Origin of the sequence: Zavarzinia compransoris (assembly GCF_003173055.1) — a bacterium.
Lineage (GTDB): Bacteria > Pseudomonadota > Alphaproteobacteria > Zavarziniales > Zavarziniaceae > Zavarzinia > Zavarzinia compransoris.
On the sequence record NZ_QGLF01000002.1, the window covers coordinates 169,762 to 191,931 of the forward strand.

Here is a 22,170-nt window from a genome sequence, read left to right on the forward strand (position 1 = left end):
GCACGTGACCGGAGATCGGGGGACGACAGTGACTTCGCCTGACCCGCGCCGGACCGAGATCGAGGCCGCGGCCTCGCGCTGGGCCGTCCGTCTCGGCGGCGCGCCGTTGAGCGATGCCGAACGACGGTCTCTGTCCGCCTGGCTGGCGGAGAGCCGGGATCACCGGGCCGCGTTCGAGCACGCCGAGGCCGTCCTGTCGGAACTGTCCAGGATCGGCCGCGCGGCCAAGGCATCGCCGCGCCGCGTCGTTATCCGGCGGCGGACCCGCCTCTACCGGCTCGCGGCGGCGGCGGCCGTGCTTCTGGCGCTGACCACGGGGCTGCTCTGGGTCCGCGACCCCCTGGTGATGCTGGCGGCGGATTTTCAAAGCGCGACCGGCGAGGCCCGGCTGGTCCGCCTGACGGACGGCAGCGAAGTGGAACTGAGCCCGGCCAGCGCGATCGCCGTTCACTTCACCGGGGCCGAGCGCGGCATCGAACTTCTCGCCGGCGAGGCGGTCTTCACCGTCGCCCCCCTGGGCGACGGGGAGGCCCGTCCCTTCGTGGTCGAGGCCAACGGCGCCCGCGCCCGTGCGCTCGGCACCCAGTTCGCCGTCGAAAGGGTGGCGACCGGGGCCAGGGTCGTGGTGCTCGAACACAGGGTGGAAGTGGCCGCCCCGGGCGGGGCCGAGGGGGGGCGCGTCGTCCTCGCCCCCGGGCAATCGGTGCGCTACGACCGGGACGGCGGGCTGAAAGCCGTCGCCGCCGCCGATATCGGCGAGGCGACGGCATGGCGGGACGGCTATCTCGTGTTCGATCGCATTCCCCTCGGCGAGGTTGCGGACAAGCTCGGCCGCTATCGCCATGGCCGGATCGTCATCGCCGACAGCGCGCTGGCAAGCCGCCAGGTCAGCGGCGTCTTCAGGACCAGCGAATTGGATACGGCGCTCGACGTGATCACGCGCGAACTCGGGGCGCGGACCGTGTCGGTCTTTCCCCTGGTCACGGTCGTCTATTGATCGCGCGGCAGGGCGCCGCTTACCGATTCCCGCCGGCCGGATCGTCTTCCCATCAGGGGCGCGGCCGGCCGCGGGGGCGATGAAAGGATTTCGATGAGATCGAGGCCGAGGTCGCCGCCGGGCAGCGGGGGGAGGAGCCCCGGCGGGTATTGGGCGGCGGCTATCCTGGCGGCTTCCACCCTGATCCAGGCGCAGCCGGCCGGCGCGCAGGCACAGCCGGCGGCGATCGCCTTCGACCTGCCGGCCCAGGATCTCAACCGGGCCCTGCTCGCCCTGTCGCGCCGGGCCGGCCTGCAGATTTTCTACGACGTGGCCAAGGTCGACGGCCTGACCGCCCCCGAGGTCCGGGGGCGGATGCCGGTCGGAGACGCCCTCGATCGCCTGCTGGCCGGCACCGGCCTGTCCTACCGCTTCGTCGGGCGCGACGCCGTCGCGCTGGACGGGCGCCCCGCCCCCGATGCCCCCGGGGTGGCGGGAGACGCGGAAATGCTGGACACCATCGTCGTCGAGGCCGAGCGGCCCGGATCGGGCTATGGCGCGACCACCGCCGTCCGCGCGCCGATGGCGCCGGCGGACAGTCCGCAGACCGAGGCCGTGGTGACGCGCCAGGTGATCCGGGACCGGGCGATGACCAGCCTTGCCGATGCCCTGCGGGTGATGCCCGGCACCGGCGTGGCCCAGGGCGAGGGCAACCGCGACACTTCGATCCTGCGCGGATATAGTTCCACCGCCGACTTCTTCGTCGACGGGCTGCGCGACGACGTCGAATATTACCGCGACCTCTACAATGTCGAGCGGGTCGAGAGCCTGGCCGGGCCCCATGCGGTCTTCTTCGGCCGCGGCGGCACCGGCGGCGTGATCAATCGGGTAACGCGCCGGGCCGATGGCACCGAGGTCGCCACGCTGGACCTCCAGGCGGGCTCATGGGGCGAGCGCCGGGCGACGGTCGATGCCGGGACGGCGCTGGCGGGCGCCGCGGCGGTCCGCGTCATCGGCCTTCATGAAGAGTCCGAGGGGTTTCGCGAAGCGTTCCGGCTGAAGCGGCAGGGCATCAACCCGACCGTCACCCTCGGCCTCGACCGGCCGACCTCGATCGCCTTCGGTTACGAGCATTTCCGCGACGAGCGGACCGCCGACCGCGGTGTCCCCTCCTTCGAGGGCGCGCCCCTTGCGGTCGATATCGCGACCTTCTTCGGCGATCCGGACCAGAGCGTATCGACCCTGGCGCTCGACAGCCTCACCCTCGACCTCGGCCACGACTTCGGCGGCGGCTTGCGGCTGGAAAGCCGCAACCGCTATGCCGTCTACGACAAGTCGTTCCGCAATGTCTTCCCGCGTGCCGTCGACCCGGCGGGCACCATGGTCGCGATCGCCGCCTATAGCGGCGCGACGCGGCGGGAGAACCTGTTCAGCCAGACCGAGCTCGGCTTTTCCCTCGAAGGCGATGTAACCCACGATATTGTCGCCGGCATCGAATTCGGCCGGCAGCGGACGGACAACCGGCGGGAGACCGGCTTCTTCGATTCGATCGCCTACGGCCAGCCGAGCGTGATGGTCCCGGTCGACGATCCGCGGTCCCGCCTGCCGATAACCTTCCGCCCGGGCCCGACCGATCCGGTGAACGGGGGCACCGCCGTGACCCGGGCGCTCTATGTCCAGGACCGCATCGGGATCACGGACGATCTCTTTGCCGTCGTCGGCCTGCGCTACGAGGTTTTCTCGCTCGATTTCGAAGACCGGCGCGACGGCCGCTGGCTGTCCGCCGACGACGAATTCCTGTCGCCGCGGCTCAGCCTCGCCTATAAGCCGGCGGCGGCATGGACCCTGTATGCGACCTACAGCCGGAGCTATCTGCCGCGGGCAGGCAGCCAGCTGGCGTCGCTGACCCTGCGCAACGAAGCCCTGGCCCCCGAACGGGCGACCAATTACGAACTGGGCGCGAAATGGCAGATCGCGCCCGATCTCCTTGGAACCGCCGCGGTCTACCGGACCGAGCGCAGCAATGTCGAGGCCGTGGACCCGGCGGATCCCGCCCGCTCGCTGCTCGTCGACGGCCAGCGGACGCTCGGGGCCGAAGTCTCCTTGAGCGGCAGCATCGCGCCCGGGCTCGCCGTGACCGCGAGCTATGCCTATCAGGATGCCCGGATCGAAAGCGACCACCTGCCGGTTTCCATCCGGCCGGCGCCGGTTCTCGCCGGGGCGCGGGTCGGACAGGTGCCCCGGCATTCGGCATCGCTATGGGCGCGCTACGACTTTGACGAGACTTGGGGCATGGCGCTCGGCCTGTCCTACCGCGACGGCATGTATACCTCGAACAGCAACCAGGTCGCGCTGCCCGGCTTCCTGCGCACCGATGCCGCCCTGTACCTGGCGCTGGACGATGCCGTGCGCGCCCAGGTGAATGTCGAGAATGTCTTCGATGTCCGCTACTACACGGCCGCGCACGGCGACAACAACATCATGCCGGGGGCGCCGCGCTCGCTGCGGTTCGGCGTCACGGTCGATTTCTGACCCGGCCGGATCAGCCGAGCGCGCGCAAAGCCGCCAGCGCCGGCGACGAGAGGGCGGCCAGGGCGGCATCGGCGAAGATCAGGCCGATCCGGCGGCGGTGGTCGAAGCCGGCGAGCTTGAAGCGCCCGAGATCGGGGCCGATCAGGCTGTCCGGCGCGACCGTGATGCCGAGGCCGGTCCTGACCAGGGCCAGGATGCGATCGTCGTTCACGCTGCGAAAGCTGAAGCGGGGGCGCACCCCGCGCTCGGTGAAATAGCGGCTCGTCTCCGGCAGGACTTCGCAGTTCCGCCGCACGATCATCACCTCGCCGGCCAGGGTTTCCCCGGGCACGGCATCGTGACCCGCCAGGGGATGATCCGGCGGCGCGGCGATGGAATAGCCCTCGGCGAACAGAAACTCATGGGGCAGGTCCTCGTCTTCCGGCCGGACGCGGGTCAGGGCGATGTCGATCCGGCGCCGCCCGAGCCGGTTCAGCAGGTCGCGCGATGCGCCTTCGACGATCTCGACGGCATCGGGGCAGGCTGCCGCCGCGTTTCGCCGGATCACGGCGGCGATCATCGCCGTCGGCAGCGTCGACAGCACGCCGATCCGCAGCACGCGCCCGGGATCGTCCGCTTTCAGGCCCCGTTCCAGGCTGTTGAACTCGCGCTCGATCAGGCGGGCATGGGCGAGCAGGCGCACCCCGGCTTCGGTCAGCTGCACGCGCTGGCTGTTCCGCTCGAACAGCCGGGCGCCCAGGGCTTCCTCGAGCTTGCCGATGCCGACCGAAAGGGTCGGCTGGGTCACATTGACCTGCTGGGCGCCACGGGAAAAATTGCCCGCGTCGACCACGGCCAGGAAATAGCGCAGCAGATAGCGGTCGATCATAGATGAGAATTATAGCCAAGCGGCATAAAAGACAATTTTTCTCAATCCACGCCAATTGCTAGCCTTGACCCCTGTGGGAGACAACAGGAAAGGGTCGGGCCGTGAACAAGATCGGCACCGAGATCGATCGCCGCGCCGACGGCTTTGCGGCCAATGCGGCCGTCAACAGCGCCCTGGCGGCGGACCTGCGCGAGCGCCTGGCGCAAGCCGCGCAGGGCGGGCCCGAGGCCGCCCGCCGCCGCCATACGGAACGCGGCAAGCTGCTGCCCCGGGAACGGGTGGAGCGGCTGCTCGATCCCGGCGCGCCCTTTCTTGAAATCGGCGCGCTGGCCGCCGGCGGCATGTATGGCGACGAAGCGCCGGCCGCGGGCGTCATCGCCGGCATCGGCCGGGTCGCCGGGCGCGAGGTCATGATCCTCGCCAACGACCCGACGGTGAAGGGCGGCGCCTATTTTCCGATGACGGTGAAGAAGCACCTTCGCGCGCAGGAGATCGCGGAGCAGAACCGGCTGCCCTGCCTCTATCTGGTCGACAGCGGCGGCGCGAACCTGCCCCATCAGGCGGAGGTCTTTCCCGACCGCGAGCATTTCGGCCGCATCTTCTTCAACCAGGCCACCATGTCCGCCAAGGGCATTCCGCAGATCGCCTGCGTCATGGGCTCCTGCACCGCCGGCGGCGCCTATGTCCCGGCGATGAGCGACGAGACGGTGATCGTCCGCAACCAGGGCACCATATTCCTGGGCGGTCCGCCCCTGGTGAAGGCGGCGACCGGCGAGGTGATTTCGGCCGAGGATCTGGGCGGCGCCGATGTCCATGGCCGGAAGTCGGGCGTCGTCGACCATGTCGCGGCGAACGACGACCATGCGCTCCAGATCGTCCGGGATATCGTCGCCGGGCTGAACCGGCCGAAGACGGTCGATCTCGAGCTTGCCGATCCCGTCCCGCCCCGCCACGACCCGGCCGAGCTTTACGGCATCGTGCCGCCCGACCTGCGCACCCCCTACGACGTCCGGGAAGTCGTCGCGCGCATCGTCGACGGTTCCGTGTTTCAGGAATTCAAGCCGCTCTACGGCACCACCCTGGTCTGCGGCTTCGCCCGCATCTGGGGCATGCCGGTCGCCATCCTGGCCAACAACGGCGTGCTGTTCTCGGAAAGCGCGCTGAAGGGGGCCCATTTCATCGAACTGGCCTGCCAGCGCCGCATCCCCCTGGTCTTCCTGCAGAATATCTCGGGCTTCATGGTCGGCGGCAGATACGAGGCCGGCGGCATCGCCAAGGACGGGGCGAAGCTGGTCACGGCAGTCTCGACCGCCACCGTGCCGAAATTCACCGTGCTGATCGGCGGCAGTTTCGGCGCCGGCAATTACGGCATGTGCGGCCGGGCCTATTCCCCGCGCTTCCTGTTCACCTGGCCGAATTCGCGGATTTCGGTCATGGGCGGCGAACAGGCGGCCAGCGTGCTCGCCACCATCCGCCGGGACACGCTGGAGGCACGGGGCGAAGCCTGGCCGGCCGAGCAGGAGGCGGCCTTCAAGGCCCCGGTGCGGGAACGCTACGAAGCCGAGGGCAATCCCTATTTCGCCACCGCCAGGCTTTGGGACGACGGCATCATCGACCCGGCCTCGACCCGCGACGTGCTGGGCCTCGCCATTTCCGCCAGCCTGAACGCCCCGATCCCCGAGGCCCCGCGCTTCGGCGTCTTCCGGATGTGAATGATGATCGAAAGCCTGCTGATCGCGAACCGCGGCGAAATCGCCTGCCGCATCATCCGCACCGCCCGCCGGCTGGGCATCAGGACCATCGCCGTTTATTCCGCGGCGGATGCCGGTGCGCCCCATGTGCTCGACGCCGACGAGGCGGTGGCGATCGGCCCGGCGCCGGCCGCCCAGAGTTACCTGCAGGCGGACCGCATCCTGGCGGCCGCGCGGGAGGTCGGCGCCGCCGCCATCCACCCGGGCTATGGCTTCCTGTCCGAAAATGCCGGTTTCGCCGAGGCGGTGGCCGCGGCCGGCCTGGTCTGGGTGGGGCCGCCGGCGGCGGCCATCCGGGCGATGGGGCTGAAGGGGGCGGCCAAATCGGCCATGCAGGCGGCCGGGGTGCCGGTAACGCCCGGCTACCACGGCGACGATCAGGACGAGAACCGGCTGGCCGCGGCGGCCGCGGCGATCGGCTATCCGGTCTTGATCAAGGCGGTCGCCGGGGGCGGCGGCAAGGGGATGCGCAAGGTCCTGGATCCGGCCGGCTTTGCCGAGGCCCTGGCCTCGTGCCGGCGCGAGGCGGCGGCGAGTTTCGGCGACGACCGGGTCCTGATCGAGAAATTCGTCGCCAGCCCGCGCCATATCGAAGTCCAGGTCTTCGCCGATCGCCACGGCAACACGGTGCACCTGTTCGAGCGCGACTGTTCCCTCCAGCGCCGCCACCAGAAGGTGATCGAGGAAGCCCCCGCCCCCGGCATGACGGACGAAGCCAGGGCCGCCATCTGCGACGCCGCGGTGCGCGCCGCCCGGGCCGTCGGCTATGAAGGGGCGGGCACGGTGGAATTCATCGCCGACGCGTCGGCGGGGCTGCGCCCGGACCGCATCTGGTTCATGGAAATGAACACCCGTCTCCAGGTCGAACATCCGGTGACGGAACTGGTGACCGGGCTCGATCTGGTCGAATGGCAATTGCGGGTCGCCTCGGGCGAGCCGCTGCCGCGCCGCCAGGACGATATCGTCCTGACCGGCCATGCGATGGAGGCGCGGCTCTATGCCGAGGATCCCCGTACCGGCTTCCTGCCCTCGACCGGGCCGCTCGACCGCTTCCGCCTGCCGGCCGGCCTCAGGGTCGACACGGGGGTCGTCGAAGGCGGGCAGGTCACCGCGTTCTACGATCCCATGGTGGCCAAGCTGATCGTCGGCGCGGCCACGCGCCCGGCGGCGGCGCGGGCGCTCGCCGCGGCCTGCCGGGCGGTGGAGGTCTGGCCGGTGAAGACCAATGCCGCCTTCCTGGCCCGGCTGCTCGATCAGGCGGATTTCGTCGCCGGGGCCGTCGATACGGGCTTCATCGAGGCGCGGCTCGACCATGTCGTGCCGCCGGGGCCGCCGCCGCCGGCAGCACTCCAGGCCGCCGCCCGCTTTCTGGTGGACGAGGGCCGCGCCGCCGGGGGCAGGGCCGGCGATCCCTGGCGGGCTCTGACCGGCTTCAGGCTGGGCGGGACAGCGCCCGTCGTCGTCCCCCTGCACTGCCGGGACGAGCTTCATCGCGTCGAACTGCAGGGGGCGGCGCCCGCCGCCCGGGCCGTGCGGATTGGGGAAGACATCGTCGTCTTCCATGACGGCGAGGCTTTCGGCTTCAGGCCGGCCCGCATCGCCGGCGAGATCGACGGCGGCGCCGGCGGCGGCAGCATCCTGTCGCCCATGCCGGGCCGGGTGGTCGAGGTGGCGGTCGCGGTCGGCGAACGGGTGACCAAGGGCCAGTCCGTGGCCACGGTGGAGGCGATGAAGATGGAACTGGTGCTGAAGGCCGCCTTCGACGGCAAGGTCGCCGAGGTGCCGGCGCGGCCCGGCGACCAGGTGGTGGAAGGCCAGCTGCTCGTCCGCCTCGAAAAGGAGGGGTGAAGGCGATGGCCGGGCGTTATTTCGACGACTGGACGATCGGCGACGCGATCGTCCACGAACTGCGGCGGACCGTGACCGAGACCGACAACCTGCTGATCACCACCCTGACCCATAATCCCCAACCCCTGCATCTCGACGCGGAGGCGGCGGGGGCCAGCGAGTTCGGCCGCATATTGGTCAACGGCATTTTCACCTTCGGCCTGATGGTGGGGCTTTCGGTCGGGGATACGACGCTCGGCACCCTGGTCGCCAATCTCGGCTACGATGCGGTCGTGATGCCGGCGCCGGTCTTCGTCGGCGATACCCTGCGGGCGGAGACCACGGTCGTCGACATCCGGCAAAGCCGCTCCCGGCCCGATGCCGGCATCGTCACCTTCGAGCACCGGGCCCTCAACCAGCGCGGCGAGGTCGTCTGCCGCTGCCGGCGGATGGCGCTGCTGCAACGGCGGAGGGCGGCATGATCCCCCGCTCCTGGCTCTTCGTGCCCGGCGACAGCCCGGCCAAGATGGCGAAAGCCATGGCCGGCCCGGCGGACGCCCTGATCCTCGACCTCGAGGATTCGGTGGCGCCGGGGCGGAAAACCCTGGCCCGGGATGCCGTCGCCGAATTCCTGCGGGCGCCGCGGGCCGCCGGCCCGGTGCCGTGGATCCGGATCAACCCGCTGCGCGGGGGCGAGGCGGAGGCGGATCTTGCCGCCGTGGCGTCGGCGGCGCCGGCCGGCATCGTCCTGCCCAAGGCCGAGGGGGGCGAGGATGTCGCCGCCCTCGTGCGTCTGCTGTACCGGGCCGGGGGCGATGCCGCCGCTGCGATCCCCATCCTGCCCATCGTCACCGAGACGCCGCGCGCCCTGTTCCGGCTGGACGGCTACGGCGGGTCGAGTCCCCGGCTGGCGGGCCTGACCTGGGGGGCGGAGGATCTTTCGGCCGCCGTCGGCGCCGTGTCGGCGCGGACCGGGACGGGGGCCCTGACGCCGCTCTACGACCTGGCGCGCAGCCTTTGCCTTGCCGCCGCCGCGGCGGCCGGGGTGACGGCGATCGAGACGGTCTATCCGGACTTTCGCGATCTCGACGGTCTCGCCGCCTATGCCGCGCGCGGGCGGCGGGACGGCTTCGTCGGCATGATGGCGATTCATCCCGCCCAGGTTTCGGTCATCAATGCCGCCTTCACCCCCGGCGCCGCGGAACTGGCCGAGGCCCGCCGCATCGTCGACCTGTTCGAGGCCAACCCCGGCGCGGGGACCCTGGCGCTGCAGGGCAGGATGCTCGACGCGCCCCACCTGGCGCAGGCGCGCCGCCTGCTGGCCCGGGCGCGGTCCTGAGAGACCGTCCGGCCCCGGCGCCTGGGAGCCCGGGGTCCGGACGGTCCCCCAGCGGTCAGGCGAGCGGTCAGGCGGGCGGTCAGGCGGGCTCGAGCAGCGCGGCGCGCAGCCGCGCGACGGTCTCGTCCGCGACGCCGTTAGCGCGGGCCCAGCCTTCCGCACCGCCATAGGTTTCATCGAGGGCGGCGAGGAAACGCAGGAAGGACGGCGCGTCGGCGGCATAGACGGCCGCCGGCATCGAGGCGATATGGTCGCGATAGCGCGGCCAGCCGCCGAAGCGTTCGATGATCCGGGGCATGTTGGCTGCCGTCGCCTGATAATCGGCCAGGATCTCGGCCTCGCCGACGCGAAGCAGGCGCAGGATCACGGCGGCCAGCAGGCCGGTGCGGTCCTTGCCTGCGGCGCAATGGAACACCAGGGGTTCGTCGGCGTGTTCGGCCACCCGTTCGAGGGCGCGCGGCAGCGCGGACCCGGGCGCGAGGCAGCTGAGATAGAGCGCGGTCAGGATCTCGTCCGGCGCCAGCCCCTCGGCGGAGGCCATGCCCAGGGGCAGGTTGAAATAGCGGATGTCGCCGTGGCGGCCGAGCGGGCCGCGGCCCTCCTCGGCGACCTCCGGGGCAAGGCGCAGGTCGATGACGGTCCGCAGCCCGACGGCCTGGCGCAGGTAGCCGACGTCCGCCGCGCTCAGGGCCTGGAGCGTGTCGCTGCGATGCAGGCGGCCGTGCCGGATGCGATAGCCGCCGGCCGCGGGCAGGCCGCCCAGGTCGCGGAAATTGAAGGCCCCGTCGAGGGGGGACGGGCGGGAAAGGGGCAGGGGCATATCATTCGCTTTCAAGCAGCAACAACAACCGGGTCCCGATATCGGCGAGGACCCGGTCCTGATGGCGGGCGAGATTGAGGCCGGTCAGCCGCCCGATCTTGCCCAGGCGATAGGCGATGGTCTTCTGGTGGGTGCGCAGCCGGGCGGCCGTCGCGATCTGCGAGCAGTCGCTTTCGAAAAAGGCCTGGAGCGTCGCGAGCAGCACGGCGCGCGACTGGCCGGGCTCGGTCGCCAGGTCCCGCAGGATTTCCTGGGCGATGCGGCGCATGTCCGCCTTGCCGCGCAGGTTGATGAGAAGGCCGAGCACGCCGATCTCGCCATAGCAGGCGACCGGGGCGCCCTGCCGGTGCTTGGCGACCTCGATCGCGATCATCGCCTCCCGCAGCTGGACGGGAAGCTCGCGCGGGTCGCCGCACAGGCTCGATATGCCGCCGACCATGCGGTGCTGCGGATAGTCGCGCCGGCAGGCGGCGATCAGCGACTGGGCGGCCAGGGCGAGCGCGGCAGGATCGCCCGAGGGGCTGAGGATGCGGATCTGGTTGCCCCTGACCCCGGCCAGGCAGGCGGTGCGGCCGAGATCCGAGGTCTGCACGGTTTCGAGCAGCCGGTCGCTGAATTCGGTCTGCGGCGGTTCCGGGGCGCCGTCCTCGCGCGCTGCCGCCTGTCCGTCGTCCAGCATGAGCACGACGACGGACAGGCGGCCCTTCAGCGAGACGCCCAATTCGCGGGCGCGGTCGACGGCGGCGGCGCGCACCGGCTTGCTGCCGTCGAAAAGATCCCAGAGCACGGATTGCAGGGTTTCGGTCCGCGCCCTTGCGGTGTTGCGCCGTTCGAGCAGATGCATGGCGACCGCGAGCGAGACATGGTTGATGGCCAGTCTGGTCGCTTCGTCGGGCTCCATGGCGCCGTACCAGGCAATCCAGCCGAGGCGTTCCGTGCCCGCCAGGACCGGCTGGATCAGCAGGCGGCCGTTCGCCCAGGATTCGGCGATGGCGTGATTGGGAATCCGGCTGGCCTTCCGGATGATCGAGCGCAGGCGCTGGAGCAGGATGTCCGCGCCCTGGTCGAGATCGGGGCTGGCGGCCTCGATCGCGAGATCCCGGTCGAAAACGATGACCCCGCCGACGACATGTTCGGCGGTGCGCGCCGTGACGAGGGAGAGGGGGCCGCCGCCGAGCATGAGCTGGACGATCTGTTCCTGGAACCGGCCGGCTTCCTCGATCGTCGTGCAGCGCTGGGCGAGTTCGAGGTTGGCGGCCGCCAGCTGTTCGGCCGCGCTGGCATGCGAGCGCAGCAGGCGGGCGTTCTCGATCGCGAGCGAGGTCAGGCCGGCAAGGGCCAGGAGCAGGCTGGTGTCCTCCTCGGTATAGATCGAGGGGCGCCGGCGCCAGACTTCCAGCACGCCGATGACCGCATCGCGCGACAGGATCGGCACGGCCAGGGCCGACTGCACCTTTTCCGTCTGCGCCAGCGGCACGAAATCCCGGCTGATGGTCTTGTTCTCGAAGTAATTGGAGACGACGCAGGGCCGGCTGGTTTCGAGCACCCGGCCGGCGACGCCGATGCCGGCGCGCATGCGCAGCTTGGCCGTCTCGACCGAGAAATGGCCGGTGCAGCTGCGCATCACCAGTTCCTCGCCGTCGGACAGCATCACGCCGCAGATATCGGAGGTCAGCAGCCGCTTCGTCTCATGCACGACGAGCAGCATCAGGGCTTCGAGGTCGGCGCTTTGCAGGATGCGGGCGGCGACATCCTGCAAGACCTGGAGTTCCGACGCGCTGTTGGCCTGCGAGCGCCGCCGCTCGCTGGTCGCGACCGCGAGATCGATGCAGGTCGAGGCGACGACAAGCGCGCGGCGCAGCGCGGGCGAAGCGGCGATGCCGTCGACGGCGGCCAGGATGCGCCCCGGCCGGATGGGCAGCATGGCCATCGTGCCATCGATCAGGAGGTCGTGATGGGTGCTTTCGCCGCTCGCCGGCCAGCCGGCGGCAGGATCGTCGAGATCGGGCTGGTCGAGGCGGCGCCAGCTGCGCCAGCCGCCGCCGGCATTCAGCAGGATGCGGACCGAGGCCGCCCCCGAGAGTTCGAGCAGCGCCCGTTCCGCCTCGACGAAGACATCGGCGATGTCGCCGTCGGTGGCGGCGGAGACGCGGCGTGCGAAGGCATCGAGCCGGGCCAGTTCGTCCTCGGCGGCGTCCGGCAGGATGGCGACCGCGTGCCCGGGCCGGCTCGACGAGCCGGCCATGGGCTCCAGGCTCGGGTTCCGCACCGCCATGGCCTTCCCTCCCTGTCTTCCGCCACCGGCCGGCCTTGCGTCCGGTCCCGGCGGCTGGGGCGGGCTTGTGCCCGCCCGCTCCTTTGTTGGCTCGTTTATAGGCGACGGGCCGCCTGCTGTCCAAGGACCAGTCGGGCGACGCCGAGCTGCCCCGGCGGCAGGCTGAACAGCCTGAAACCGAGGCCGTGCAATTGCTTCAGCAAGGCCGGATCGCTGCCGCCGGCAGCGTCGATCCCGACCTGCCGCGCGGTCCGGGGCAGGCCGCCGAGGGCTTCGATCAGGCGCGCCAGGAAGGGCTTCAGCACCGCCCGCGGATTGCCGGCCATCAGCCCCTTCCCGACATAATCCGCAAGCACGTCGGCCGGCAGCAGCCGTTCCGACGCGAAGCCGTGGGACGAACTGAGCAATTCGTCCATGTCGAGCCAGAGGAAGGCGCCGTCCTCGATCATCTGCGGGGCCTGTTCGAGGGCCGCCGCATTCTGGATCGCAAGCCCGGCATCGAGTGCGGGAAAGCTCGCGATCTCGGCCTTGAACGCACGCCATTCCGCGATGTCGGTGGTTCCCCCGAGGAGGACGAGGGCGGCGCTGCCGGCGGCGACGGCCGCCTTCGACAGGCCGTGGAGGATCGCCCGCAGATAGGCCGGATGGCCGAGCGGCAGCAGGAGGCGGGGATCCAGTTCCTCCCAGCCCGGGATGCGCAGGCGTGCGCGTTCCGAGGTGACGCGCGGCAGCCTGAGGTGGACCGGGCGTCCGGCCGCGGTCCGGAAGATGGCCGCGCCGATCGTCTCCGCCAGCCGGGCGAGGTCGCTTTCGCCGGGGGCGACGCCGTCCTTCAGGCCTTTGATGGCGCCGATCAGGGCATCGAGATGCCCTTCGGCGATGGCGATGTCGGTCACGGCGATCACGGCGTGGCCAGCGGTCTCGCTGCCGGCGGCAATGTCGCCGAGGCCGCGGGCCGGCGCCCAGAAGGCGGCGCCCGACAGGGCATCCGCCCGTTCCAGCAGAACGCCGAGCGAGCGGGTCTGCTGCGTCGGCAGGCCGAGGGGAAGGGCGGTGCCGTAGATGGCGCCGGTGGTGCCGTCGATCGACAGCGCGTCGCCTTCGGCAAAGGCCTGGCCGCCGATGGTGAACCGGCGGGCGTCGAGGTCGATCGCCAGAGCCTCGCAGCCGACCACGCAGGGTTTGTCGAGCGCCCGCGAGACGACGGCGGCATGGCTGAGGGCGCCGCCCTTCGCGGTCAGGATGCCGCCGGCCGCCAGCATGCCCCGGATGTCCAGCGGGCTGGTGGTCGGGCGCACCAGGATCACCGGCTCGCCCGCCGCCGCCCGTTCCGCCGCCCGGTCGGCGTCGAGCACGGCGATGCCGCTCGCCTGGCCGGGAGAGGAGCCGATGGCGCTCGCGATCGGGGGCGTCGCCTGGAGCCGGGCGTCGTCGAAGACCGGCCGCAGCAGGCGCTTCACCTGGTCGGCGGAAACCAGCCCCAGGGCGCGGGCGGGCGGCAGCCGGCCTTCGTCCGCCAGTTCGGCGGCGATCCGCACCGCCGCCAGCGCCGTCCGCTTGGCCGGCCGGACCTGCAGCAGGTAGAGCGTGCCGGCTTCGACGGTGAACTCGATGTCGACCGCATCGCCGTATATTTCTTCGAGTTTCTGCGCGTGGGCGTTCAACGCGCGAAGCAGGTCGCCGTGGCCTTCCGCGCGGCTCAGGTCCACGGGGGTCCTGGCGCCGGAAACGATGTCCTCGCCCTGGCGCCCGACCAGATATTCGCCGTAGAGCAGCGCCTCGCCGGTGTTGGGATTGCGGGAGAAGGCGACGCCGGCGCCCGAATTCCCGTCGGCATTGCCGAACACCATGGCCTGCACGGTGACCGCGGTGCCGAGGTCGTCCGCGATGCCGTGGTGCTTGCGGTAGGCCTTGGCACGCGGGCTGTCCCACGAGCGGAACACGGCGGCCACGGCCCGTTCCAGTTGCTGCCAGGGGTCGATCGGGGCGTCCTCGCCCTCGGCCTCGATCCAGCCGACGACGGCCGCCTCGAGACGGTCAAGCGCCAGGGTTCCGGCCTCCGCCTCGGCGCGGGCCGCGGCCAGGGCGTCGGTGAAATTCTCGCCGTCGAGACCGAGCACGATCTCGATATACATCTTCCAGAACCGCAGCCAGCAATCGACGACGAAACCCCGGCCGGCCCCCTGGGCGATCCAGGCGCCGGCGCTTGCCGCGGTCAGGCCCAGGTTGAGCACCGTATCCATCATCCCCGGCATGCTGACCTGCGCGCCCGAGCGCACGGAAACCAGCAGGGGCCGGTCCGCGGGGCCGCCCTCGAAGACCCGGTCGATCCTCGCGCCGAGGAGGGCCACCGCCTGGCGGATCTGGCCGTCCAGGCCGCGGGGCAGCCGCCGTCCGTCCGCCCGGAAGGCATGGAAGGCGTCGGTGCCGATGACGAAGGCCGGGGGCACGGGAATGCCCGCCCGCGCCATCCGGGCGAGCCCGGTCGCCTTGCCGCCGAAGCGGCGGGTGTCGGTGGGGTCGATCGCCTCGATCGGGTGAACGAAGCGCTCGACCGGCGCTGCCAGGGTCTCAGACATCGCGCGGGCGCCCCACCACGGCGAGGATGTCCTCGTGGAATTCGAACCAGACATTGTGCATGGAATCCACCGTCGGTTTGCAGACGAAATCCTGCTCGCCCTGGTCGACCAGGGCGAGGGCACGTTCGAAGCGGTTGGCATATTTCCCGTATCGCGGGATCTCGTCGACGACCTGGCCGAGATGGCGGACCATGCGCTCGACCAGTTTCGCCATCTTGTCGCGGGCGCGATCGTCGCCGTCGGAGGTCTGCCATTCCGAGACGGCGCGGATGAACTGCTGGTTGAGCGCGGTCTCGAACTTGTCGTACCAGCGCAGGATCCCACCCTCGGCCCTGAGCGCGGCATAGGTCCCGCGGTAGAACGCGAGGACCTTGGCCGTGCCCGGCTCGAGAAGCAGGAAGGCGCCGCCCATGTCGAGGACGGCCGCCTCCTCCAGCTCGCGCTGGAGGAGATCGCTGACCTGCGCCTCGGACAGTTCCGTCACCGACGCGATGTGGGGGACGGGGGCCATCTTGCGCAGGTAGATCGCGTTGAGGACGTCGAAGGTTGCAGCGTCGATCACGGTTCCGCCTTCCTCCCGCGGCCCGGGCCGCGCATTGGCTGCGATGGTCATGCCGGTCACCCCCAGAAATACTTCGAGCGGCGGAGGTCGGTCCCGTCGGGGAAGGGCAGGTAGCCTTCGCCCGAAAAGATCTTCTGCGGCACCACGGCCTGGGCGAAGCCGCGCTTGTTGATCTCGTAGTAGTAATTCGCGACGCGCTGGTCGATTTCCCAGAAATCGTAGTCGACGCAGGCTTTCTCGTAGGTGCCGGCGATCCGCAGGTGCGGCAGGATCATGTCGATGTAATAGGTGTACATGCCGTTGGTGATGAGCTGGCGGCGGGACATGCGGGCGAGCTTGCCGTAGAGGCTGAGGGTCGCCTGCTGGATCCCTTCCGAGCGTTTCTCGAGATCGTCGATCTTCACCTGGTAGACCTCGCTCATCGGCGTGTTCCAGGTCTCGCGCACGAAGACGGCGCCGCCGACGATGTGCTCGATATAGTTCTTCGGCCGGGTGAAGGTGGTCGAGATATCGTTCACCCGGATCTCGTCGAGCGCCATCGCCTCGGGATCGATCACCAGCAGCAGCGAGTAGCAGTGCGGCACGCCGGCGGCATCGCAGGCGTCGCTCCAGTGATAGACTTCCTCGTTGGTGAAGAGGTCGCGGATGATCAGGATCTTGCCGTCCGGCAGTTCGTAGGGACCGGTGTCGCCAAGGCCCAGGCGGTTGTCGAAATGATCGAGGAAGGCGAGCAGTTCGGCCGAGGCGTTGAAGCGGGTGAACTTCTCGTGTTTCTCGCTGCCCGGCTCGAAATACTCGACCTGGGAGGCGAGGCTGTCGATGACATCCTGGTCGTGGATGGCGCAGCGGTACCTGTCCTGCGAATTCAGGATATAGCCGTCCTGGCGCTTGCCCCAGAGCACGCGCTGCATGAATTTCAGGATCTCGTTGCTTTCCTCGACGAAGTCGTGCGGCTTGATCGCCTCGAGCGCCAGCAGGCCGCAGCGGCCCATGCCGAAGCCGACGGCGCCGATGCACCAGTCGTGGACGGCATTGACCTTGATGCCGATTTCACGGCGCGCGGTGGCGCCGATCTTCATCACACCCTCGGCCCCGACCTCGTTGGTGGTCATGCGCAGGATCTCGGGCCAGCGGTAGAATTCGTTCATGAAGGCCAGGATTTCGTATTCCTGGCGCGGGATCATGCCGGAAACGCCCTCGGTGGCGCGCATCACCAGCACGTCCCAGATGTTCCAGGCCAGGTAATTGTTGAGGTCGTTCAGCTCGTCGAGGCTGAACTGGTCCTTGAGGACATCCTCGCGGCTCACGCGTTCGAGCACCTTGGACTTGGCGCGGGCGCGCATGGTGCGGTCGCCGATGATGCCGTCGCGGACCGGCTCCAGTTCCTTGAAATTGCCGATATAGGCGAGATCCTGGAACCGCAGGCCGTTGTCGCCCTCGGCGTAACGCTTCTTGTATGTCGACATGATTTCCTCCCGATTGCTCTTTTTTGCCGCGTCTTCGATGGGTCAGGCGACTTCGACGATCTTGCCGTATTCGACGCCGCTGCAATCCAGGCGGACGCGCCGCCCCTGCAGCCGGTCGATGACCGATTTGAAGTGAGCGTCGTTGTTGCCGCCGGTGACGTAGCGGGAATCGCTGTCCACCAGATGGGTGGTCATCACGCAGGGCATCTGGAATTCGCGGGACAGGATGCCGAGGTGGGATTCCGGCGCGCCCGAAAGCGTGACGACGCCGATCGCGCCCATGGTCAGGGCCGGCGACAGGAACGTGGTCGTGCCGCCCTGGACCAGCAGGATGTGCTGGCGCAGCTTGCCGCTCTGGATCAGCTTGATCACGGATTGCGGGTTGGGCAGGAAGATGATTTCCCCTTCCGGCTGCTTGGCCGTCTCGAAGCTGTTGTACCCTTGCGCGATAACACTCATTTGATCCTCCCGTTGGCGATGGTTCGTGCTTTTTCCGGGCTTTTACGCATGCGCCGGCTTACCGTTCCCGAGCCTAGTCGTGCGGCTGTTCCCGCCGCCGTCGCCTGGCGATGCTTGTAATCTGTCCGATGTCCTGGTCGCCGCCGGCTTCCGCTTCCGCTTCGGCCTCTGACACGGGCGCTGCCGATGCCCATTGCAGGATTTCCTGGGGCCACCAGGCGACTTCCTCGGCCCCGGCTTCGAGAAGGGCTTTCGGACTATGCATGCCCCAGGAGACGGCCAGCGCCCGGATGCCGCATTCGCGGGCGTGCCGGATGTCGCCGACCGTGTCGGTGACCAGGGCGACCTCGTCCGGCGACAGGGGCGGCTGGGGTTCCTCGTCGTACCAGTCGTGGCCGGCGCGCAGCGTGGCGTAGGACGGGTCGGCCAGGAACCGCCGGATGCTGACCCGCTTGTCGGGCTCGACATCGCCGGCGAAGACATGGGCGAAGCAGTTGCTGAGCCCGGCCTTGTCGGTAATGCGGTGAATTACGGCCGAGGCGTTGGTCGACAGGATGCCCAGCACGCAATGCGATGCAAGGCTGCGCACGACGTCGGCCATGCCGGGGATCATGCCCGGCAGGTATTCGCTGCGCAGCAGCGCCATGAAGTGATCGATCGCGGCCCGTGCCACCGCCTGGTCCGGGCACAGGCGGGGCAGGGCCAGCAGCAGGTTGTCCTGGAACAGGCCGAAGAACTGGTCGCGGCTGTCGATCCCGAGCCCGAACTCGCGGTTCGTCCGCTCGAACAGGGCCCAGGACGCCTCGCGGGTCTGCACCAGCGTCCCGTCCAGGTCGAAGAGTATGGCACGGATCGGCATGGCGGAGGCTCAGGCGGAAAGGCTGGCCCGGGTGGCGGGATCCGCGTTCAGCCGGGTCAACTGGGGCAGCTCGAAGAAGTCCTGGATCTCGCCGTAGCCGGTCAGGCCGGCCATTTCCCAGCGCCCGAGGACATTGAAGGCGATCATGTTGGCCCAGCACTGCCAGGGGAAGCTGGTCAGCCCCTCGGCCTTGAGGCGCCACTCGCGGTCGGCCCGGTCGACCAGCAGAAGCTCGACCGTGCTGGCGTAGCGGTCCCGTTCCCGCAGGGTCACCCCCGAGCCGGCCTTCAGACCGAAGATCTCGCCTTTCTCGACCACATAGCCGTGGGTGAGGGACAGGTCGCGGCCATTCTTCTCGGGATCGAACGAGAAGATCGCGTGAACCGCCAGGTCCTTGGAGAAATGGGCGTGCAGCCAGCTCATGTTGGGCGCGCCCCGTTCCGGGCGGGGGCCCCAGGAATGGTCCATGGTCGAGACGCAGGCGATCGGGATGGTCCGGCCGCGCAGGGTGACGGTGCCCTCATAATATCCGCTCTGGTCGAAATGGCCGTTGTAGGCGGTGCCCCAGGCGAATTTGCCGGCATGGGCCCCGACCATCGGATCCATCGCCGGATCGTGGATGTCGAAGGCCGGCATGATGGCCTCATAGGTTACATCGACCCTGGTGCCCTCGCCGTCGTCGAAGCGGATGTGCCAGACGCGGTTCGGTTCGAGACAGCGGATGTGCAGCCCGTTCGCGAGCTTGAAATCCAGCAGGCTGCAGCCCTCGGGCATCGGCAGCACCGACTGGTAGTCGACATAATCCGCCTGCCAGGGCGTCGCGGCGAAGCCCGAATTCATGCAGATCGTGGAGTTGACCGTGCGCAGGTTGGTCCGGAACAGGGCATAGATGCCGATATTCAGTTTCTCCTCGGCGTTGTAGAAGCCGAAGAAATTCGTTTCCGCCCAATTCAGCTTGTCGGCGTCGGGCTTGTGGAATTCCGCATCGGAATCGAGGATCACGGTGTCACTCCCTGAGTTATTGTTTTCTATGCCACGCTACCGCCCCGGCCGTGTTCTGCCCATATCCGGGCGGGAGAAAAGCAACTCGGTGCTCTATCCCGCCGGGATAAGGCCGGACCGGCGGAAAGGCGGACAAAGGGCGCCCGTCCGGCCCGACGGGGGCCGGGCGGGCGCGAGTTGGGCAGGGGAGAGCACCTGCCTTGGACAAAGGAAGCGATCCCGCCCGGTTCCGGCCGGGAGGTTCAGAATGCCTTCATGAAACGCAGGTTGATCCGGTCGCCTTCGCGCAGGCCGTTCTCGACGGCAGCGTCGTTGCCGTAGAGCGCGACCAGATTCCAGCTCGGCGCGAAACTCCAGCCGAAGCCGACCCGGAAATTGGTGGTCGAGACTTCATTGTTCTGTGCAATGCCGTTGATCTCGGTCTCGCCGCCGATGAAATGGTTGACGCCCGCCCGCAGGTCGAAGTCGGGGGTGACGCTGTAGCGAAGCCAGGCCTGGAACTGGCCCAGGGGCTTTTGCGAAAGCGTATCGCTGTTCGGGCCGAGATCATTGTTGTCGCCGAAGAAGGTGACGTCGGCAGACAGTTGGACGCTGAGGTCCGGGGTGAACAGGGGGAAGGTGCCGGCGGCCTGGAGCATGTATTTCCAGCGGTTCTCGCCGAGATTCAGGGCCTCGCCGCCGTCGTAGTTCCCGGTCGGCACGAAGACGGCCGGCGTCACCCCGAAGAAGACCCCGTCCTCGGGCCGGTTGTAGAGCCAGAAGGTGCTGGTCAGGATGAGGTCGCCGATACCTTCCGCGGTGCCGAGGCCGTCCAGATTGCCGGTGCCCTCGAGGCGGCCGAAAGGCAGCAGGAACTGCGGATCCGCCAGGAAGGGACCGATCTTGACGAAATGCGCGACGCGCAGGATGCCGACATTCGAGGTGAGGTCGCCGTCGGCGACCTTGTTCCCGTCGGCGTAGACGCCCGTCCGCTTGGCATATTGGTAATAGAGAAGGGCCAGCGTCGTGCCCTCGGGCACGGCGCCGGCGGCATAATCGTCGGCATCGAGATCAAGCGCCCAGGTCGGCGCCGCCGTCCCGCCGCCGAAAACCAGCGCAGCGGCGGCTGCCACCGGCGCCAGCGTCTTGCCGGCCGTCCTGGTAGCGATGTCGAGGAAATTCCCGCAGATCATTTCATCCTCCCTGGATGCTGTCGTTTATACTCCCGCTCTTCATTATTTCTGTAGAGGGCGGGGTTTATTTGACTGACCCGCTAATTTTATTTTCCTCTTCAAGACAGTCCATATCCGGCCGGGATAAAAATCGATTCTTCATTTGGTATTTAAGAGACCGTTTGGAAACCCGGCCGGATCGGCCTGTCCGGGGCGCAGACGAAAAGAGCCCCGCGAACCGGCCGCGGGGCTCTTCGGACGGGGGGCTCAGGCGGCGCCGTTCACCACCAGGGTCTGGGCATTGGTGTATTCGGCAAGGCCTTCCAGGGCATTCTCGATCCCGATCCCCGACTGCTTGTGGCCGCCGAAGGCGACATGGGGAGAGAAGCTGTGGATTTCGTTGATCCAGACCGTGCCGGCCTCGATCCGTTCGGCGACCTGCCGGGCGGTTTCGATGTCCCTGCCCCAGACCGAGGCGGCAAGCCCGTATTCGGTGGCATTGGCGCGGGCGACGACATCGTCGAGATCGTTGAACTTCAGCAGCGGCAGGACCGGGCCGAAGGCTTCCTCGACCACCACCCGGCTATCCTCGGGCGGATTGTCGACGATGGTGACGGGAACGAAGAAGCCGGGCCCATCGCCGATTTCGCCGCCGATCAGGAAGCGCTGGCCGTTGGCCTTGGCGTCCGCCAGCAGGTCCCGCAGCTTCTCGAACTGCATCCGGTTCTGGATCGGGCCGAGATCGATACCCTGGCGCGCACCGTCGCCCACCTTCACGGTGCGGGCGTAGTCGACCAGCGCCGTGGCAAGCTCGTCGTAGATGTCCTCGTGGATATAGAGTCGCTTGGCGGCAACGCAGAACTGGGCGCTGTTCTGGAAGGCGGCCCAGAATAGTTTCTCCGCGGTCTGCTTCACGTCGACGTCGGGCAGCACGATCGCCGGATCGTTGCCGCCCAGTTCGAGGGTGATCCGCTTGAGGTTGCCCGATGCCGAGGCCATGATCTTGCGCCCGGTGGCGGTCGAACCGGTGAAGCTGATCTTGCGCACGCTCGGATGGGTGGTCAGCCAGGCGCCGAGATCATTGCCGCCGGAGACGATGTTGAGCACGCCCGGCGGCAGCACGTCGCGCAGCAGTTCGCCGAGCTTCAAGGTGCAGAGCGGCGTATAGGGCGAGGGCTTCAGCACCATGGTGTTGCCGGCGACCAGGGCGGGCGCGATCTTCCAGATCGCCAGCAGCACCGGAAAATTCCAGGGCGTAATGCCGCCGATCACGCCGAGCGGCACCCGCCGCGTTTCCACCCGGCGCTCGGCCGTATCCTCGACGACATGGACCGGCAGGGACTGGCGGGCGATCTCGCGGCACCAGACGACCGAGCCGCCGATTTCCCATTCGGCGCCCTTGCGCGCCTTGCCCTGTTCGAGCGTCAGCAGGCGCATGAAGGCTTCGGCATGGGCCTCGATCAGGTCGCCGATGCGCGCGACCAGCGCCTGGCGCTCCGCGATGGGGCGGGCGCTCCACGCCGGGAATGCCCGGGCGGCGGCGTCCACCGCCGCATCGAGCTGTGCGCGCGTCGCATCCGGCGCTTCGGCGATGACGTCCTCGGTCGCCGGATTATAGGCCGGGAAACCGGCCGGCGCGGTGGCCGCCCGGCCGTCGATCGTCATGGTGTAGTCGGAGAAGAAATCGATGCTCATGGCTGGGTC

Annotated in this window: 17 protein-coding genes; 6 read left to right on the top strand and 11 right to left on the bottom strand. The window is 69.0% G+C overall.

Annotation, left to right across the window (positions count from 1 at the left end):
- The first annotated feature begins 28 nt into the window (after window positions 1–28).
- Together DKG75_RS06600 and DKG75_RS06605 are read left to right on the top strand one after the other, a co-directional pair.
- A complete protein-coding gene (locus tag DKG75_RS06600; RefSeq protein ID WP_208112056.1) occupies window positions 29–997 on the top strand; it encodes a FecR family protein in 969 nt (322 codons plus the stop codon).
- Between the two features lie 93 nt (window positions 998–1,090).
- On the top strand, window positions 1,091–3,508 hold the full coding sequence (locus DKG75_RS06605) for a TonB-dependent siderophore receptor (RefSeq protein ID WP_109920312.1): 2,418 nt from the start codon (window positions 1,091–1,093) through the stop codon (window positions 3,506–3,508).
- A gap of 10 nt (window positions 3,509–3,518) precedes the next feature.
- On the opposite strand, the gene DKG75_RS06610 is transcribed toward DKG75_RS06605, so the two are convergent.
- The gene (locus DKG75_RS06610) at window positions 3,519–4,376 is read right to left on the bottom strand and encodes a LysR family transcriptional regulator (protein WP_109920313.1); all 858 of its coding nucleotides are present in this window, start codon (window positions 4,374–4,376) and stop codon (window positions 3,519–3,521) included.
- Between the two features lie 101 nt (window positions 4,377–4,477).
- Between DKG75_RS06610 and DKG75_RS06615 the strand changes: the two genes are divergently transcribed.
- From DKG75_RS06615 to DKG75_RS06630, 4 genes are read left to right on the top strand one after another with little or no spacing between them, the layout of a single operon-like run.
- Window positions 4,478–6,088, top strand: coding sequence for a carboxyl transferase domain-containing protein (locus tag DKG75_RS06615; RefSeq protein WP_109920314.1), 1,611 nt, complete (start codon window positions 4,478–4,480; stop codon window positions 6,086–6,088).
- A 3-nt stretch (window positions 6,089–6,091) separates the two neighbouring features.
- Window positions 6,092–7,975: an acetyl/propionyl/methylcrotonyl-CoA carboxylase subunit alpha gene (locus DKG75_RS06620; RefSeq protein ID WP_109921042.1), complete on the top strand. Its 1,884-nt coding sequence runs from the start codon at window positions 6,092–6,094 to the stop codon at window positions 7,973–7,975.
- A 5-nt stretch (window positions 7,976–7,980) separates the two neighbouring features.
- Entirely contained in the window at window positions 7,981–8,436 is a 456-nt protein-coding gene (locus tag DKG75_RS06625; RefSeq protein WP_109920315.1) for a MaoC family dehydratase, read from the top strand.
- Window positions 8,433–9,293: an HpcH/HpaI aldolase/citrate lyase family protein gene (locus DKG75_RS06630; RefSeq protein WP_109920316.1), complete on the top strand. Its 861-nt coding sequence runs from the start codon at window positions 8,433–8,435 to the stop codon at window positions 9,291–9,293. Before DKG75_RS06625 ends, DKG75_RS06630 begins: the two co-directional genes overlap by 4 nt.
- A gap of 79 nt (window positions 9,294–9,372) precedes the next feature.
- Here the strand turns inward: DKG75_RS06630 and DKG75_RS06635 are convergent, their stop codons facing one another.
- The 10 genes from DKG75_RS06635 to DKG75_RS06680 all read right to left on the bottom strand — a co-directional run bounded on the left by DKG75_RS06635 (window position 9,373) and on the right by DKG75_RS06680 (window position 22,161).
- Window positions 9,373–10,113, bottom strand: coding sequence for a tyrosine-protein phosphatase (locus tag DKG75_RS06635; protein WP_109920317.1), 741 nt, complete (start codon window positions 10,111–10,113; stop codon window positions 9,373–9,375).
- Between the two features lies 1 nt (window position 10,114).
- The gene (locus DKG75_RS06640) at window positions 10,115–12,388 is read right to left on the bottom strand and encodes a helix-turn-helix domain-containing protein (protein ID WP_109920318.1); all 2,274 of its coding nucleotides are present in this window, start codon (window positions 12,386–12,388) and stop codon (window positions 10,115–10,117) included.
- A gap of 95 nt (window positions 12,389–12,483) precedes the next feature.
- Window positions 12,484–14,967: a pyruvate, phosphate dikinase gene (locus DKG75_RS06645; RefSeq protein ID WP_109920319.1), complete on the bottom strand. Its 2,484-nt coding sequence runs from the start codon at window positions 14,965–14,967 to the stop codon at window positions 12,484–12,486.
- Window positions 14,960–15,580 carry a hypothetical protein gene (locus tag DKG75_RS06650; RefSeq protein ID WP_109920320.1) on the bottom strand — a complete coding sequence of 207 codons (621 nt, stop codon included), beginning with the start codon at window positions 15,578–15,580 and terminating at the stop codon, window positions 14,960–14,962. Before DKG75_RS06650 ends, DKG75_RS06645 begins: the two co-directional genes overlap by 8 nt.
- A gap of 5 nt (window positions 15,581–15,585) precedes the next feature.
- On the bottom strand, window positions 15,586–16,995 hold the full coding sequence (locus tag DKG75_RS06655; protein ID WP_109920321.1) for a hypothetical protein: 1,410 nt from the start codon (window positions 16,993–16,995) through the stop codon (window positions 15,586–15,588).
- Window positions 16,996–17,037: 42 nt separating this feature from the next.
- On the bottom strand, window positions 17,038–17,454 hold the full coding sequence (locus DKG75_RS06660; RefSeq protein WP_109920322.1) for a PEP-utilizing enzyme: 417 nt from the start codon (window positions 17,452–17,454) through the stop codon (window positions 17,038–17,040).
- A gap of 73 nt (window positions 17,455–17,527) precedes the next feature.
- Window positions 17,528–18,313 (bottom strand): HAD family hydrolase, encoded by a 786-nt coding sequence (locus DKG75_RS06665; protein ID WP_109920323.1) that lies wholly within the window; start codon window positions 18,311–18,313, stop codon window positions 17,528–17,530.
- 9 nt (window positions 18,314–18,322) lie between these two features.
- Complete coding sequence (locus tag DKG75_RS06670) at window positions 18,323–19,315, bottom strand: DUF7064 domain-containing protein (protein WP_109920324.1); 993 nt, start codon at window positions 19,313–19,315, stop codon at window positions 18,323–18,325.
- Window positions 19,316–19,557: 242 nt separating this feature from the next.
- Window positions 19,558–20,487: a transporter gene (locus DKG75_RS06675; protein ID WP_109920325.1), complete on the bottom strand. Its 930-nt coding sequence runs from the start codon at window positions 20,485–20,487 to the stop codon at window positions 19,558–19,560.
- A 246-nt stretch (window positions 20,488–20,733) separates the two neighbouring features.
- Window positions 20,734–22,161, bottom strand: a complete 1,428-nt coding sequence (locus tag DKG75_RS06680) for an aldehyde dehydrogenase family protein (protein ID WP_243746527.1) — start codon at window positions 22,159–22,161, stop codon at window positions 20,734–20,736.
- Window positions 22,162–22,170: the final 9 nt, after the last annotated feature.

Coding starts and splice junctions, on each gene's coding strand:
- DKG75_RS06605 (WP_109920312.1), top strand. CDS start 1,091: ATGAGATCGAGGCCGAGGTCGCCGCCGGGCAGCGGGGGGAGGAGCCCC.
- DKG75_RS06610 (WP_109920313.1), bottom strand. CDS start 4,376: ATGATCGACCGCTATCTGCTGCGCTATTTCCTGGCCGTGGTCGACGCG.
- DKG75_RS06620 (WP_109921042.1), top strand. CDS start 6,092: ATGATCGAAAGCCTGCTGATCGCGAACCGCGGCGAAATCGCCTGCCGC.
- DKG75_RS06625 (WP_109920315.1), top strand. CDS start 7,981: ATGGCCGGGCGTTATTTCGACGACTGGACGATCGGCGACGCGATCGTC.
- DKG75_RS06630 (WP_109920316.1), top strand. CDS start 8,433: ATGATCCCCCGCTCCTGGCTCTTCGTGCCCGGCGACAGCCCGGCCAAG.
- DKG75_RS06635 (WP_109920317.1), bottom strand. CDS start 10,113: ATGCCCCTGCCCCTTTCCCGCCCGTCCCCCCTCGACGGGGCCTTCAAT.
- DKG75_RS06640 (WP_109920318.1), bottom strand. CDS start 12,388: ATGGCGGTGCGGAACCCGAGCCTGGAGCCCATGGCCGGCTCGTCGAGC.
- DKG75_RS06645 (WP_109920319.1), bottom strand. CDS start 14,967: ATGTCTGAGACCCTGGCAGCGCCGGTCGAGCGCTTCGTTCACCCGATC.
- DKG75_RS06650 (WP_109920320.1), bottom strand. CDS start 15,580: ATGACCATCGCAGCCAATGCGCGGCCCGGGCCGCGGGAGGAAGGCGGA.
- DKG75_RS06655 (WP_109920321.1), bottom strand. CDS start 16,995: ATGTCGACATACAAGAAGCGTTACGCCGAGGGCGACAACGGCCTGCGG.
- DKG75_RS06660 (WP_109920322.1), bottom strand. CDS start 17,454: ATGAGTGTTATCGCGCAAGGGTACAACAGCTTCGAGACGGCCAAGCAG.
- DKG75_RS06665 (WP_109920323.1), bottom strand. CDS start 18,313: ATGCCGATCCGTGCCATACTCTTCGACCTGGACGGGACGCTGGTGCAG.
- DKG75_RS06675 (WP_109920325.1), bottom strand. CDS start 20,487: ATGATCTGCGGGAATTTCCTCGACATCGCTACCAGGACGGCCGGCAAG.
- DKG75_RS06680 (WP_243746527.1), bottom strand. CDS start 22,161: ATGAGCATCGATTTCTTCTCCGACTACACCATGACGATCGACGGCCGG.